Below are 14,638 nucleotides of genomic sequence, written 5' to 3'. Positions count from 1 at the left end.
GAAAGGCGGGGAACAGGTTATGATGAAGCTGTCGCCGGGAGATAAGATACTGCAGGCCATTATTTATACATTGCTGCTGCTGCTGGGCTTCATCACCCTGTATCCGTTCTGGAATTCGCTGGTGATTTCCTTCAACGCAGGTTCGGATACGGCGCTCGGCGGGATTACGTTCTGGCCGCGCAGCCCGACACTGGATAATTATGAGGTCGTGTTCCGGGACAGCCGCATTGGGCATGCGTTTCTGATCTCCATTATGCGCACCGTGGTCGGGACGGCACTGTCTGTCCTGTTCACCGCCATATTGGCTTACGGGCTGTCCAGGCATGAACTGATGGGACGCAGAGTATATATGGTCTTCTGCATCATTACCATGTACTTCAGCGGCGGACTGATTCCCACGTTCCTGCTGCTGCGCGAGTTTGGCATGATGGACACCTTTTGGGTGCTGGTCATCCCCGGGTTAATCAGTGTATACAATATGATCATTTTCCGGACCTTCTTTCTGGGGCTGCCGGCGGGACTGGTTGAATCTGCGCGCATAGACGGCTGCAACCATATCGGAGTGCTGACGCGCATTATTTTACCCATTTCCGGGCCGGTTGTAGCCACCCTGTCATTGTTCACGGCCGTTTACCACTGGAATGACTGGTTCTCGGCCAGCATCTATATCAATAATACAGATCTGATTCCGATCCAGACCCTGCTGAAGCAGATCCTCAACTCCAATATTGTGACAGATCAGCTCCAGCAGGCCATCGGAAGCAGTGCGGCCGCCCAGGACCGGCTTGCCCTGGTGCAGTCGGTAACGAGCAAATCGCTGATTATGGCAACCACCATGGTGGCGACGCTGCCGATTATCATGGTCTATCCGTTTTTGCAAAAGTATTTCGTAAAAGGTGTACTCATCGGTTCTCTGAAAGAGTAGCGGTGATACGGATTATATACAGTGAACATTAGAGAGGGGTTGCTCAATTGAAATCTAAGAAGAGTTTTCCGCTGTTGACGGTTGTCTTATGCTCGGTGCTGCTGCTTGCCGGCTGCGGCGGGGGGAACAATGCCGCCGATCCTGCCCGCGCACCTGCGGCAACGGAGACCGCTGCGGCCAGTGCGAATCCCGATGCTTCAGACCCGGCTGCAGGAAGTACGGTGAAGCCCGTCTCCTTCACGTACTACAGCAATTACGATTGGGATACCACCGAAGAGTGGGGGCGGGATTCCACTACCAAGTGGATTGCCGACACGCTGAAGGTCAGGATGACGCCGATTCAATCGAGCGGTGCCGCCGAGACCAAGTTCAGCACGATGATTGCCTCGGGCAGCCTGCCGGATGTCATTATGATGGACCGGGGAGCGAATGTGGAACGGCTGCGGAAGCCCGGGCTGCTGGTTGCTCTGGACGAATATCTGGACCGCTACCCCAATCTGAAAAATAATGCCGGTGAAGCCACCCTGAATATGCTCCGCTCCGAGGACGGCAAGCTGTACCAGTTCCCGAACTGGTACACATCCAGTCCAAACGGCAACGGCGGCTGGATTATTAACCGGAAAATATACCAGGAGCTTGGTTCGCCGAAGCTCGAAACCTATGATGAGCTCTATGCCTACCTGAAGCAGGTCAAGGAGAAATATCCCGATGTGGTGCCGCTTGAAGTGGGGGCCAAGGGACGGGGGATCGACACAATGTACGGCGGCTTCGCCGAAAACAAACCGTATCTGCCCAAGGCCAATCCGGTAGGCAATACGCTGCAATCGATTTTTGAGGATCAGGTATTCATCGAAAATATGCAGTATGCCAGCAAGCTGTTCCGCGAGAGGCTGATTACGCAGGACTTGTTCACCCAGACCGGCGACCAGATTTCCGAGAAGCTCAAAACCGGCCGCGTAGCCGTCTACGTGGACGGCGATGTGGTGAACCCGGGCCGTGGGGCCGATACTGCCCTGCGCTTGGCCGATCCGGAAGCCGGCTATGATATCATCTGGCCGATTCACAAGGCCGGACTGGATGCCGCCAAGATTACGCCGAACAATTACAATTCCTTGGGGTGGAATGTGCTGGTCATTACCAGGAATGCCAAGGACCCGGAGGCCATCTTCTCGTATCTGGACTGGTTGACGGGTCAAGAGGGCCAGCGGATTATAAACTTTGGCCGCCAGGGCCTCTACTGGGATGAGTTCGATGCGGACGGTGTGCCTGTCCTGAACGAGGCCGGTCTGAATACACCGCAGGGCGACAAGGACAAGGAGAGAATCGGCCGCTTCAATTGGGTGGGCAACACAACCTTTATTGACCAGACCAAAGCCAAGATGGATGCGCAGCTCCCGGCCGACAAGCAGAACTGGACCACTCTGGCCCAGCAGAAGGTAACCTGGAAGACATCCAGAAACTTCACGGAGTTTGTGAATCTCGACCCGCTGCCGGATTCGGAAGAAGGTACGATTGCAACTACTGTGAATGACATTTACCAGGAGGTCTTTGCCAAGGCACTGTACGCCAAGAGCGATGAAGAGGTCCTCAGCCTTTTAAACAAGGCAAATGAGGACGCCAAAAAAGCGGGCTACGAAACGCTGCTGAAATTCCAAACCGGCAGATGGCAGAACAATCTCAGCAAGATGCAAGTAGAAACGGCTGCGCCGTCCTTGTAAAAGACGGGGTGTGTCAGCGAAAAACAGAAGGATAGTTTAGTATGCCGAGCATATAAATTCTATATTTAAATAAAAGCTAGGGGCAGCCTTTACCGTGGGGTATACTGAAGCCAAGTGTACCCCCTTTTACTATTAAATGTAACTCTTTGCGGGGAACGAATGAAGTCTGAGTGCGGAGGCGGGATGCGATGTACAAGGTGCTGCTGGTCGACGATGAACTGCTGGATCTGGAGGGGCTGCAGCGCTTCATGAACTGGGAAGCTCTTGGCATGGAGGTGTGCGCAGCCGCAAGCAGCGGCTTTGAAGCCCTGGAGGCGCTGGAATCGCAGGCAGTAGATATTATCGTCACCGATATCCGGATGCCGATCATGTCAGGGATGGAGCTGGCGCGCAGAGCCCTTGAGCTGAACCCGAAGCTGAAGATTATTTTTGTCAGCGGCTATGAGGATTTCCAGTATGCCAAGCAGGCGATTTCCATGAGCGCCTCGGGCTATGTGCTGAAGCCCGTAGATGATGAGGATATGCGCAAATCGTTGACAGAGGTGAAGGAGGCTCTTGACCGGGAACGGGAGCACACGCATTTGGAGCGTTACTTCTCGGAGTCGGAGCCGCTTCTGCGCAGGGAGCTGTTCATGCAGCTTCTCGACGGAACGCCGGATGAAGCCAAGATGCTGCCGCTGCTTCAGCGGGTCGGCATCAGCTGGGCTGATACCAGGCTGTACACGGCGCTGCTGGAGCCGGATGATCTGTCCTGGAAGCTTAACGGCTATAGCGATGGAGCCAAGGCGGAAATGGAGAACAAGCTGGAGCTGGCCATCGAGGAGTATTGTGCGGAGGAGCGGATACAGGCCTGCCGGCTGGAGCGGTTCCATTACGCGCTGATTCTGGAGGAGCAAATAGACAGCGGACGGCTGCGCAGGCTGATAGGGCAGGCGGTGGAAGGTACGCCGCTCACAGTGACCATCGGTGTAGGTCCCACAGTAAGCCATTTGCGGGAGCTGCGGTATTCCTTCCGGCAGGCCAGAAATGCGCTCGGGCTGAAGCTGTTCCTGGGCAAAGGCAAGCTTATTTTCCATTCCGATGCCAGAGGGCCGATCTCGGCCTCCGTCAAGGATCTGGACAGCATTCTGCAGTCCCTGTTTGCCGCGATGTCTTCCTACCGGCTGGTCGATGTAGACGATTGCAACGAGGAGCTGTTCGTATGGGTTGGAAATATGGAGACCAAGCTGGAGATCTACCAGCTGTTTCTGCATATTGTCTCGAAGCTCGATGCGTACCTGCATACGATTAACGAGGACTTTTACGAGCTGCTGGGGCTGGAAAGGAAGCATCTCAGCATTCTGTACCATCTGGAGACGATTGAGGACATGAAATCCTGGCTCCGCCGCCGGATGTTCGAGTTGTCCGAACGGCTGCAGCGCAAGCGGCAGGGGAAGAAGCGCAAGCTTGTAGACGAGATCAAGGCATACATTGAAGAGCATTTGGAGCACAATGTCATGCTGCGGGATGCGGCCAACCACTTTTCTTTTTCCCCGAATCACCTGGGGCAGATCTTCTACGAGGAGACCGGAGTGTATTTCTCGGATTATGTGGGCCTGAGGCGGCTGGAGCGGGTCAAGGCCTTGCTCGGCGATCCGAAGCTGAAGGTCTATGAGGCCGCGAACCGGGTCGGCTATAAGAATCTGTCCCATTTCAGCAAGCAGTTCAAGGAATATTACGGTGTCAGCCCGGGCGATTACAGGAGACACCTGTAACATGCGGCGCGTGCGGAGCATCCCTTTTGGATACAAGCTCATTCTGCCTTATGTGCTGTGCCTGCTGATTGCCGTGCTGACGGTCGGCCTGTTCGCCTATGCGCATTCCGTGAACTCTCTCCGGGAGAAGACGCGGGAGAATCTGCAGGGCACGCTGCGGCAGATGCGCGACAATATCCGTTACCGCACGGATGATATTGAACGGATCTCGAACAGCCTCTACTACAATTACAGTCTGCAAAATGCTTTGCGGCGCTATGATCAAGGCTGGTACAGCTATGAGACCATGACGAAGACCCTCATGCCGGCACTGGAAAATCTGCTCAATTACACGGCCAGCAACATCGGCCTGTCCCTGTATCTCCAGAATGAAACGCTGCCGGAGGTCTTCTACAAGGATGAGGAACAAAATCCGCTGCTGTCCACCAAGCGTTATGAGATTTATCATCTGCGGCGGATTCAGAACGCAGACTGGTACCGGATGCTGGAATTCTCGGGCACTCTGCCCGGACTCAGCCGCTGGCAGCAGATTCTGCGCGATCAGGGAGACGGCAATATTTCATTGCTCCAGCGGCTGGATGACGTGCAGCGGGGCCAGCCGATTGGTCTGGTCCGGGTGACTGTGCAAATCCGCGATCTGCTGGATTCCGTGGATTACCGCAAGATCGGGGAATTCAGCACACTGGCGGTCAGCGATGCGGGGGGCAGGATTGTGCTTAAATCCTCACCGGAGGGCGTGGAGACGGGGCCGGACGAGTCGGGGCGCCTGCTGTTAAGCGAACCGCTGGATGGGCTGGGCTGGCAGCTGCAGGCTTATATTCCCAACAGTCTGTTCGACGAAAGCGCGAACGAGGTGCGCCGGATGACGCTGCTGGTCTGTCTGGTGAGCGCCTTTATCCTGGCATGTCTCGGCATTTGGGTGTCGGGTTATTTCTCCCGGCGGATACAGAAGATCGTAGGATCGCTGAATGCTTTTCATGACGGTGATTTCCACAAAAGAATCCGCTTCAAGGGCAATGATGAGCTGGCCCAAATTGCCACCGCCTTCAACCGCATGGGCAGTAATATGGAAGAGCTGATTCATAAAAATTATGTCGCCGATCTCCAGAAAAAAGAAGCGGAGCTGGAATCGCTGCAGGCGCAGATCAATCCCCATTTTCTCTATAATACACTTTCCTCCATTAACCGCCTGGCCCAATTCGGAGATACCCTGAAGCTGAATATTATGGTGCAGGAGCTGGCGAAATTCTACAGGCTTTCTCTCAACCGCGGCGAAATCCTGACCACTGTGCGCAAGGAAATTGAACATGCCAAGGCCTATGTGGCTATCCAGTGCATCAAATACGGCGAGCGGCTCAGCGTATATTATGATATTGACCCTGAGGTGCTGGAGTATACGACGGTGAAGCTGATTCTGCAGCCGCTCATTGAAAATGCGCTGGAGCATGCCTGGTTCGGGACCACGCTTGGCATCCGGCTTGTTGTGGAGAAGCACGAATCAGAAATTGTGTTCAAGGTGATTGATAACGGAGTCGGCATGAATACGGATATCATCCGCCAGATTCTGGCGCCTGAAGGCCCCCGGATCGGATATGGCATCCGCAACGTGGATTCCCGGATCAAGCTGCATAATGGCATCGGCTATGGAGTAGCTATTGCCAGCCGTCCCGGCATCGGAGCCTGCATTCAGATTACTATTCCCTGCCGGATGTAGCCGTCCTGGCCGACAGGCAGGCGGGCCCGGCAATAAAGCAGTTCGGAAGCTATTGAAGAGTGTAACGGCCGCTGGCTGTGAGTTTCTGGACATCCGGAGATTATCCGGGGGATTGGAATCACCCTTGTGCTGGCTGCGGCAGCCAAGACTCTGGCCTTGCTGCCGCTGTTCAATATTATAGGACAGCTCGTGCTGGTAATCCTCCTTGGCATTGCACTGAGGGCAATAGCGGGTGTTCCACAGCGGGCTATGGCAGGCATCCAATTCTCCGGCAAAAGCTTGCTCGGGCGGGAATCATTCTGCTGGGGATGAGACTTAATGCTGGATATTCTGGCAGCCGGGCCGGGCCTAAGGTATCCGCTATCTACACGAAGGGATTTTTTGAAAGATAAGAACTTATATGTTTCACGTATAAATTAGTCTTATCTTCTCGCTGAAACGGATACCGTCTTTATAAGGACGGTATCCGTTTCCAATTGTTGTTTAGGAAATTATGCTCTCGTCAATTGTGGATAGGGCAAAATTATAATGCGTCTTAATCGTGCTGAATGGTGCGGAGCTTGCTGAGCCGTGGTGAATGGTGCGGAGTCTATGAGTTTAAAGTTTTGCAGGAGGAAGCGGGAATAGAGCGGGGCCAACCGAGGCCGCTACTGGGCAGGACGTGGAGTGGAGTGGAATGGAGTGGAATTCGTGAGAATTAGCACACTTAATGGACGGAAAGGTCTTAAATGAATCGGAAAAAGCTGCCTCCATCTAATTTCAACCTGTAATCTTATTCCAATCAGGAAACCGGGCTTTAACAGCGAGATTATCGGAAGAACCCTGTGAACCCGCAGCGGACTTCGTTCACCTCGTCAACCGCTGATTTTGGTTTTGAGCCAAAAAGGTAATTGAATGTATAGGAATGGAACCGGAGAACCTGAAAAAGCTGATGAAACGCAAGGAGGTTCATAGGGAACGAAAGCCAAGTGTAAAAAGTAACACTAATGGGCTGGAATTCTGGCTTGAACGGGCTTTAGTGGGATTTTGTACACCTAATGGAGGCCCGCTCCCTCCCTACGGCTGATTTCAGCCGGATTAGTTGTACTTTTTCCCACTAGGGATGATCCAGGATCCGAATGCGGTGGATTAGTTATCCTTTTTACCACTAAAATGGCTGCCCTTTGGATGAATGTTTCAAGTTCATCTTAATGTAGGCGTATTCCTCTGCAAGGGAGAGAAACGGATCGATTAGGGTTCCTTTTTCCCGCTAACCCTTTAAAAAAAACGGCTGGGGGAATATGAAGTGACCTTTTCCGCCTGGCTTCCCGCCTGGCTTCAGCAGCCAGCCTTACACCTGAAATGCCAACAGCTGCGCTGCCCGGTCAAGGAAGGCGCAGCCGTTTCCACTAAAAATATAAGAATTTATATGCTCGGCACATCAAATTATCCTTCTATTTCTCGCTGAAACACGCCGTCCTTTTAAAGGACGGCGCAGCCGTTTCTGCTTGTGAAAACAACTTGCACCAAATGGGTGATGGAAAAAGCGGGGCGATCCTTATCTGGATTTGTTCAATCTGCTTTCGAAATTCAGGTTTATATCGCATTTACGCTGTTTACGGTTTGCATACTGGCAAAACAGTTCGGGACCGGCAGGAGATTAGGCCTGCTGACGGCCTGCGGAACAGCCATTTGCGGCGCAGCGGCAGTGGCGGCGATTGCTCCGCTAATCAAGGCGTCCGAACAAGAAACGGCGGTCGGGGCGGCGACGGTGGCGGTATTGGGTACGATTTTTACACTGATCTATACGGCGTTGTATCCACTCTTGGAACTCAGTCCGGCAGGATACGGGATCTTTACCGGAGGCACGCTTCATAGGTGGCCCATGTTATTGCCGCAGCTGCTCCGGCGGGCAAGGAAGCTGCCGATCTGGCAATTGTTGTGAAGCTGACCCGGGTGGCGATGCTTATTCCGGCAGCGGTCATTCTTGGGAGCTGGGAAGGGTACAGACAACGTAAACAGGGCAGCGCAGCGGGAACAGCAGAAGAGCCATGCGCAAGAAGGAAGAAAGTTGAATGGAAGAAGCTGCCGGTTCAGTGGTTCATCCTCGGCTTTCTGTTAATAAGCGGAGTGAATACGCTGGGGATTATCCGGGGGAGGCGCAAGCGGACTTATTGTCCCGGCCTATTTTTTTGCTGGCGATGGCAATGGCGGGAATGGGACTGGGCATAGAACTGCGAACTTTTGGCCGGATGGGAAAAAAGCCTTTTCTGTCCGGGCTTATAGGTTCAATCCTGCTGTCCGCGCTGGGTTATTGCTGGTGCTTGCTTTTGGATTGGCTTAGAAATGGAACTTTCCGACGCCAAAAGACGCCCCTTGATATGAACCAAGAGGCGTCAAAATAATAAGCATCCGTCCCAAGCAGGCTATACCCCGGAATACGCCGTAAATCCGCCGTCGACCGGAACCGTAATTCCCGTTACAAAACCGGACATGCTTTCGTCGGCCAGCCAGAGCAGGGTGCCCAGCAGCTCCTCAGGCTTCCCGAAGCGGCGCATAGGGGTCTGGCTGATAACCTTGTGCGAACGTTCGGTCAGTTCGCCGTCTTCGCGAAGCAGCAGCTTTTCATTCTGTTTGGTGATGAAGAAGCCCGGTGCAATCGTATTGACGCGGATTCCGCTCTCCGCTAAATGCACAGCCAGCCATTGCGTGAAGTTATTGATTCCCGCCTTGGCGGCGCTGTAGGCCGGAACCTTGGTCAGCGGCGCTCCGGCGCTCACGGAAGAGATGTTAATCACCGCTGCGCCGGGGCGGCCGAGCATGTGCCTGGCAAAAATTTGCGTGGGAATAAGCGTCCCGACCAGATTCAGGTCCATCACTTGGCGGAAGCCGGGAACAGAGAGATCAAAGAAGGAGATGATGTCCGGATTCTCCAGATCTCCCGCAGCAAAGCGTTCCTTCGTGGTAATCGCGGACGGCTGGTTGCCGCCGGCCCCGTTGATTAACAGATCACAGGCGCCCCAATGCTCCAGGACTTCAGCCGCGGCCTTGTGCACGCTGCCCGCCTCTGTAACGTCACAGGCAACCGAAAGGGCCTGTCCTCCCGCAGCGGTAATCTCAGACGCAAGCGCGTCTCCTTTGTCTGCAGTCCGGTTCAGTATGGCGACTTTTGCTCCCTGCCGTCCCAGCTCATGAGCCATAGCGGCGCACAGGACACCTGCACCTCCGGTAATAACAGCGACTTTGCCTGCAAGTGCAGGCTGCAAGGCTAACTCTGCCATGAATGGCACTTCCTTTCTGAAGGGGCTGCAAGCAAATGCAGCCCGGAATGATTGTCAGGCATTGCCTGGTAAGATTGCCGATTGAATTCCTGTTGCTTTGCAGCTTTATCATCTGGTGCTGCTCCTGTAGGCAGAGGGGGACACGCCCGTGGTTTTTTTGAAGGTTTTCGAGAAATGGGCCAGCTCCATGCCGAGCTGCTCGGCGATATCAGAGATGCTGAAGCCGGTATAGGAAAGCTGTTTTTTGGCGAGCTCCATCCGCTTGAGCTGTACATAATGCATGGGGGTGACCCCCATGAATTTTTTGAAATACGGGATGAAATAGTTCGGATGCAGATGCACCAGCTCCGCCAGCTCCTCAACCTCCAGCGGCTGCTTCAGCCGCTGGTCAATGTACTGCAGCACATGTGCCAGCTTGCCCTGATCGCTCGTATGCACCAGGTCATCCATGAAATCGGCGTACCCGCCGGCTTCCAGACACAACGCCAGAAGATTGAGCAGCGCCGCCTGGACACGGAGTGTGGCAAGGAAGCCGTCGTCCTGAAACAGGGAGATCATTTCGGTAAAAATCGCCCGGACTGCATCCGGGTCGGCAGCATCGCTGATATACAGCTTGTTCGCGGAATGAAACAACGGCCACTCCCCGATCCGGGCATCAAAATGGCAATAGTAGCGGGCATAAGGATTATCAGGTGCAGTTTCCGTCGTCTGTATGGAGCCGGCAGGCATGATCATTAGTTGCCCCGGCTTCGGGTAGTAAGCCACCCCGTTAATTGTCACTTTCCCTTCTCCGCAGTCAATAAAATACAGCCGGTTGAAGGACGGAGTCTCATTCGTGCGGTTCCAGCCGGGATACCTGGTGCCCAGCTGGGCATGGGTCACGGTAACGTTCAAATTCTGCAGCAGGCGCCCCGTTAAATTTCCTAAGTCATCCATAGTGCGCTCCTTTAAGAAATAGGGTGAATATCTCCATTATACCGCTTTCATTTAACTAATACATCTTAATTATATACAAATACTTCTTAATTCCAGTCATAGTCACGTTGGAGCTTTAGGGTTATCCTCATATCATAAACTGAAATTAGGAAGTGATCCAAGAGATGACAAAGGTACGTTATGGAATTATCGGCATCGGAAATATGGGCCGGGCTCACGCGCTGAGTCTGCTGGAAGATGTGAAGGGGGCGGAGCTGGCTGCAGTCTGCGATATCAGTCCGGAACGCCTGGAATGGGCTTCGGAGCAATTGCCGGAGAAGGTGAAGCATTTCAGTACGGCAACAGAGCTGTTTCAATCGGGAGCTATTGATGCCGTATTAATCTCCACGCCGCATTATGACCATCCGCCGCTGGCAATAGAAGCGCTGAGCCATGGCCTTCATGTCTTAATTGAGAAGCCTGCCGGTGTGTACACCAAGGCCGTGCAGGAAATGAACGAGGCCGCCGCGAAGTCGGACCGCAAATTCGGAATCATGTACAACCAGCGGACCAATCCGCTCTACCAGAAGCTGAGAGAGCTGATTCAAGCCGGAGAGCTTGGTGAGATCCGCCGCACCAACTGGATTATCACCAACTGGTACAGATCGCAGAACTATTATGATTCCGGCGGCTGGCGCGCTACCTGGGCCGGGGAGGGCGGCGGGGTGCTGCTGAATCAGGACCCGCATCAGCTGGATCTCTGGCAGTGGACTACAGGAATGATGCCGACACGCATCCGGGCGTTTTGCCAGTTCGGCAAATACCGGAAGATTGAGGTGGAGGATGATGTGACCGCTTATGCGGAGTATGCGAACGGAGCTACGGGCCTGTTCATTACGACCACCGGGGAAGCTCCGGGAACGAACCGCTTTGAAATTAACGGGGACAACGGGAAAATCGTCATAGAGGACGACGAGCTGACCTTCTGGCGGCTGCGCACACCGGAGCCGGTCTTCAACGCTGAGTTCAAGGGCGGCTTCGGGGCGCCGGAATGCTGGAAATGCGAGATACCGGTGGAAAAAGGCGGCGGGGAGCAGCACAAAGGCATCCTGCGCAATTTCACCAATGCCATTCTGCACGATGAGCCGCTGCTTGCCCCGGGAGAAGAGGGCATTCATGGCCTGACGCTCTCAAATGCCATGTATCTGTCCGCGTGGACGGACAATTGGGTGGAACTGCCGATCGACAGCGGGCTGTTTCACGAGAAGCTGATGGAGAAGGTACGGAATTCAACCTTCCAAAAGGATAAAAATGTACAGAAGACGCTGAATGTATCCGGTACTCACTGAGTGGAGCGGTTAACCTATACTAATTATTTAAGGAGCGGATCGATTCTATGAAGGCATCAACAATTGCTGCGCAAATGTATACACTGCGGGAATTTACCCAGACGGCGGAAGGACTGCGGGAGAGCTTCCGGAGGCTGAAGGACATCGGCTATCAGGCCGTGCAAATTTCGGGAATCGGCCCCATTGACCCGGAGCTGGTCAAGCAATACGCGGATGAAGCCGGACTTACGGTCTGCGCGACGCATGTTTCATGGGACCGGCTGGTGAATGATCTGGACGCGCTGGCGGCTGAGCATAAGCTCTGGAACTGCAAATATATCGGGCTTGGGTCACTTCCGGGCGAGTACCAGACGAGTCAGGAAGGGTACCGGGCCTTCGCCAAGAAGATTTCGGAAATCGCCCTTGTCCTGAAGCAGCAGCATGGGCTGCAATTCGTCTATCATAATCATGATTTTGAGTTCGAGCGCCTGGGCGACCGAACCGGCCTTGAAGTGCTGCTTCAGGAGGCGGACCCCGAGGTATTCGGCTTCGAGCTGGATCTGTACTGGGTTCAGGCCGGTGGGGGCAGTCCGGTCGATTGGGTACACAAGGTGAAGGACAGAATGCGGGTTGTGCATCTGAAGGATATGGCGGTTGTGGCTAGAAAAGCGGAATTTGCCGAAATCGGCCAAGGCAATATGAATTATGAAGCCATTATCCGGGCCTGCCGCGAGACAGGTGTAGAATGGTTTGTCGTGGAGCAGGATGTCTGCCGCCGCGATCCGTTCGAGAGCCTGGAGATCAGCCTGAAGTATCTGCTTACATTGCTATAACGGAAGGGGAGAAACAGCAGTATGAGCCGCAAAGACGGAATGAACTATGCCCCCAGGCATGAGGCCAAGCCGGTAGTGGGGCCGGGGGAATTCGTAATCGCCGCAATGGCACTGGATCATGGACACATCTATGGAATGTGCAACGGGCTGGTGGAGGCCGGAGCACAATTGAAATGGGTGTATGATCCCGATCAGGAGAAAGTCAAAGCCTTCAGCGCCGCATATCCGGGTGTCCGGGCGGCCAGATCCCCAGAGGAAGTGCTGGAGGACCCTGAGGTCCGCCTGGTGGCTGCCGCCGCAGTTCCTTCCGAGAGAGGTGCGCTGGGCCTGCGGGTCATGGCTCACGGGAAGGATTATTTTACAGACAAGACGCCCTTTACAGCTATCGGGCAGCTGGAAGCGGCCAGGCTGCAGGCAGAGAAGACTAAGCGCAAATATATGTGTTATTTCAGCGAACGGCTGCACGTGGAAAGTGCTGTCTACGCCGGGCAATTAATCGGGCAAGGGGCAATCGGCCGCGTGCTTCAGGTGATCGGGATGGGGCCGCACCGTCTGAATGCGGCAAGCCGTCCCGAATGGTTCTTCCGGCGCGGGAACTACGGCGGCATTCTCTGTGATATCGGCAGCCACCAGATAGAACAATTTCTCTATTACGGCGGCTGCCGTGACGCCAAGGTTCTGCACAGCAAGGTTGCCAATTACAACAACGCTGAATACCCGGAGCTGGAGGATTTCGGCGATGCTACACTGGCGGGCGATAACGGGACGACCCAATATTTCCGTGTGGACTGGTTCACGCCGGAAGGGCTGGGCACATGGGGAGACGGCCGCACGATTATCATGGGCACCGAGGGGTATATGGAGCTGCGCAAGTACAGCGACATTGCCCGCTCGAACACGCCGGATCATGTCTTTTGGGTAGACGGGCAGGGCGAGCACTATGAGCAGGTTGCCGGCAAGGTCGGCTTTCCTTTCTTCGGGGAGCTGATTCTGGACTGTCTGCAGCGCACAGAGCTGGCGATGACCCAAGCCCATGTGTTCAAGGCGGCGGAGCTGTGCCTCCAGGCACAGTCCCAGGCGCTCAATCTCACCCCGGATACACTCAGATAGCCGGTCAGAAGACGGACAAAAGCGGAAGGTGAACTGGATGAGTACACTAGGGGCAGCCATTATCGGCTGCGGAGCAATTGCTCCCCTGCATGCCAGGGCTATTCTATCCATGAAGGGCGCGCGGCTGGTGGCCGTTGCCGACCCTGATCCGGAGAGGGCGGCGCAAGCGGCCCGGGATTACGGCTGTGAGCCGGTGGCGGATTATAGGCAGCTTCTCGGGAGGGCTGACATCGCCATTGTCCATTTGTGCACGCCGCATTATTTGCATGCGCAAATGGCTGAGGAATTTCTGCGGGCAGGCCATCATGTGTTGTCTGAGAAGCCGATGGCAACAGATGTGGCGTCTGCACGGCGGATGCAGGAAGCGGCGGCGGCCGGCAAGGGGCAGCTGGGCATTGTCTTTCAGAACCGCTATAATGACCCTTCCCTGCGGATTAAGGAGACTATCGATTCCGGTATTCTGGGACCGCTGATCTGTATGAAAGGGATTGTAACCTGGAACCGGAGCGAAGCTTACTACACGGAGAGCAGCTGGCGGGGGAGATGGGACACAGAAGGCGGCGGAGTGCTGATTAACCAGACGATCCACACGCTTGATCTTCTGCAATGGTTCGGCGGCGACATCGTTTCGGTCAAGGGCAGTGTGACCACCGATGTGCTGGATGGTGTCATCGAGGTGGAGGATACAGCACATGCCTGCATTCAATTCAAGAATAATGTGCGCGGGCTTTTTTACGGCACGAATGCGTACTCCGTGAATTCCCCGGTTGAAATGGAGCTTGTCTTTGAGCAGGGCACGCTGCTGCTGCGCCGGGACTGCCTGTATCTGTGGAAGGACGGACAGGAGACGCTGCTGTGTGAACCCTTGTCCTCCACGGCTACCCTGGGCAAATCTTACTGGGGAACCAGCCATGAGAGATTAATCCATGACTTCTACAAGCACATCGGCGAAGGACGCAGGTTCTGGATCGACGGGAACGAGGGGATTAAAGCGCTGGAGGTTATTGCCGGTATTTATACGTCTTCAGAGGCAAGGCTGGCTGCGGGTAAATGTTAACTGGCCCCGTACTCATATAATGGA

13 protein-coding genes are annotated in these 14,638 nt (G+C 54.5%); 11 read left to right on the top strand and 2 right to left on the bottom strand.

Features of this window, described 5'->3' with window-relative positions; all coding sequences use genetic code 11:
* The first annotated feature begins 19 nt into the window (after positions 1 to 19).
* The 7 genes from HYD27_RS05080 to HYD27_RS32885 all read left to right on the top strand — a co-directional run bounded on the left by HYD27_RS05080 (position 20) and on the right by HYD27_RS32885 (position 8,322).
* Positions 20 to 925 carry a carbohydrate ABC transporter permease gene (locus HYD27_RS05080; protein WP_219212207.1) on the top strand — a complete coding sequence of 302 codons (906 nt, stop codon included), beginning with the start codon at positions 20 to 22 and terminating at the stop codon, positions 923 to 925.
* Positions 926 to 972: 47 nt separating this feature from the next.
* Positions 973 to 2,643, top strand: coding sequence for an extracellular solute-binding protein (locus tag HYD27_RS05075; protein ID WP_219212205.1), 1,671 nt, complete (start codon positions 973 to 975; stop codon positions 2,641 to 2,643).
* A gap of 188 nt (positions 2,644 to 2,831) precedes the next feature.
* The gene (locus HYD27_RS05070; RefSeq protein ID WP_219212203.1) at positions 2,832 to 4,397 is read left to right on the top strand and encodes a response regulator; all 1,566 of its coding nucleotides are present in this window, start codon (positions 2,832 to 2,834) and stop codon (positions 4,395 to 4,397) included.
* A gap of 1 nt (position 4,398) precedes the next feature.
* On the top strand, positions 4,399 to 6,111 hold the full coding sequence (locus HYD27_RS05065) for a sensor histidine kinase (protein WP_219212202.1): 1,713 nt from the start codon (positions 4,399 to 4,401) through the stop codon (positions 6,109 to 6,111).
* 126 nt (positions 6,112 to 6,237) lie between these two features.
* A complete protein-coding gene (locus HYD27_RS05060; protein WP_219212199.1) occupies positions 6,238 to 6,423 on the top strand; it encodes a hypothetical protein in 186 nt (61 codons plus the stop codon).
* Positions 6,424 to 7,600: 1,177 nt separating this feature from the next.
* The gene (locus tag HYD27_RS32345; RefSeq protein ID WP_219212198.1) at positions 7,601 to 8,035 is read left to right on the top strand and encodes a putative sulfate exporter family transporter; all 435 of its coding nucleotides are present in this window, start codon (positions 7,601 to 7,603) and stop codon (positions 8,033 to 8,035) included.
* On the top strand, positions 7,969 to 8,322 hold the full coding sequence (locus HYD27_RS32885) for a putative sulfate exporter family transporter (protein ID WP_219212195.1): 354 nt from the start codon (positions 7,969 to 7,971) through the stop codon (positions 8,320 to 8,322). Before HYD27_RS32345 ends, HYD27_RS32885 begins: the two co-directional genes overlap by 67 nt.
* 194 nt (positions 8,323 to 8,516) lie before the next feature.
* Here the strand turns inward: HYD27_RS32885 and HYD27_RS05045 are convergent, their stop codons facing one another.
* Positions 8,517 to 9,371: an SDR family oxidoreductase gene (locus HYD27_RS05045; protein ID WP_219212193.1), complete on the bottom strand. Its 855-nt coding sequence runs from the start codon at positions 9,369 to 9,371 to the stop codon at positions 8,517 to 8,519.
* 108 nt (positions 9,372 to 9,479) lie between these two features.
* The gene (locus HYD27_RS05040) at positions 9,480 to 10,307 is read right to left on the bottom strand and encodes an AraC family transcriptional regulator (protein ID WP_219212191.1); all 828 of its coding nucleotides are present in this window, start codon (positions 10,305 to 10,307) and stop codon (positions 9,480 to 9,482) included.
* Positions 10,308 to 10,471: 164 nt separating this feature from the next.
* On the opposite strand from HYD27_RS05040, the gene HYD27_RS05035 reads away from it, so the two are divergent.
* Genes HYD27_RS05035 through HYD27_RS05020 form a run of 4 tightly spaced genes read left to right on the top strand, consistent with a single transcriptional unit; the run spans position 10,472 to position 14,614 of the window.
* Positions 10,472 to 11,635: a Gfo/Idh/MocA family protein gene (locus HYD27_RS05035; RefSeq protein WP_219212189.1), complete on the top strand. Its 1,164-nt coding sequence runs from the start codon at positions 10,472 to 10,474 to the stop codon at positions 11,633 to 11,635.
* 47 nt (positions 11,636 to 11,682) lie between these two features.
* A complete protein-coding gene (locus HYD27_RS05030; protein WP_219212186.1) occupies positions 11,683 to 12,447 on the top strand; it encodes a sugar phosphate isomerase/epimerase family protein in 765 nt (254 codons plus the stop codon).
* 21 nt (positions 12,448 to 12,468) lie between these two features.
* Complete coding sequence (locus HYD27_RS05025; protein WP_219212184.1) at positions 12,469 to 13,557, top strand: Gfo/Idh/MocA family protein; 1,089 nt, start codon at positions 12,469 to 12,471, stop codon at positions 13,555 to 13,557.
* Between the two features lie 37 nt (positions 13,558 to 13,594).
* Complete coding sequence (locus HYD27_RS05020) at positions 13,595 to 14,614, top strand: Gfo/Idh/MocA family protein (RefSeq protein WP_219212183.1); 1,020 nt, start codon at positions 13,595 to 13,597, stop codon at positions 14,612 to 14,614.
* The last annotated feature ends 24 nt before the right edge of the window (positions 14,615 to 14,638 follow it).

The sequence above is a fragment of the Paenibacillus sp. S150 genome (assembly GCF_019352175.1).
GTDB lineage: Bacteria > Bacillota > Bacilli > Paenibacillales > Paenibacillaceae > Paenibacillus_AQ.
This window is presented reverse-complemented; position numbering and strand designations above follow the sequence as displayed.

What these genes read in the sequence shown, in the direction of transcription:
- HYD27_RS05080 (WP_219212207.1), top strand. Translation starts at nt 20, where the DNA reads ATGATGAAGCTGTCGCCGGGAGATAAGATACTGCAGGCCATTATTTAT.
- HYD27_RS05070 (WP_219212203.1), top strand. Translation starts at nt 2,832, where the DNA reads ATGTACAAGGTGCTGCTGGTCGACGATGAACTGCTGGATCTGGAGGGG.
- HYD27_RS05065 (WP_219212202.1), top strand. Translation starts at nt 4,399, where the DNA reads ATGCGGCGCGTGCGGAGCATCCCTTTTGGATACAAGCTCATTCTGCCT.
- HYD27_RS05045 (WP_219212193.1), bottom strand. Translation starts at nt 9,371, where the DNA reads ATGGCAGAGTTAGCCTTGCAGCCTGCACTTGCAGGCAAAGTCGCTGTT.
- HYD27_RS05040 (WP_219212191.1), bottom strand. Translation starts at nt 10,307, where the DNA reads ATGGATGACTTAGGAAATTTAACGGGGCGCCTGCTGCAGAATTTGAAC.
- HYD27_RS05035 (WP_219212189.1), top strand. Translation starts at nt 10,472, where the DNA reads ATGACAAAGGTACGTTATGGAATTATCGGCATCGGAAATATGGGCCGG.
- HYD27_RS05030 (WP_219212186.1), top strand. Translation starts at nt 11,683, where the DNA reads ATGAAGGCATCAACAATTGCTGCGCAAATGTATACACTGCGGGAATTT.
- HYD27_RS05025 (WP_219212184.1), top strand. Translation starts at nt 12,469, where the DNA reads ATGAGCCGCAAAGACGGAATGAACTATGCCCCCAGGCATGAGGCCAAG.
- HYD27_RS05020 (WP_219212183.1), top strand. Translation starts at nt 13,595, where the DNA reads ATGAGTACACTAGGGGCAGCCATTATCGGCTGCGGAGCAATTGCTCCC.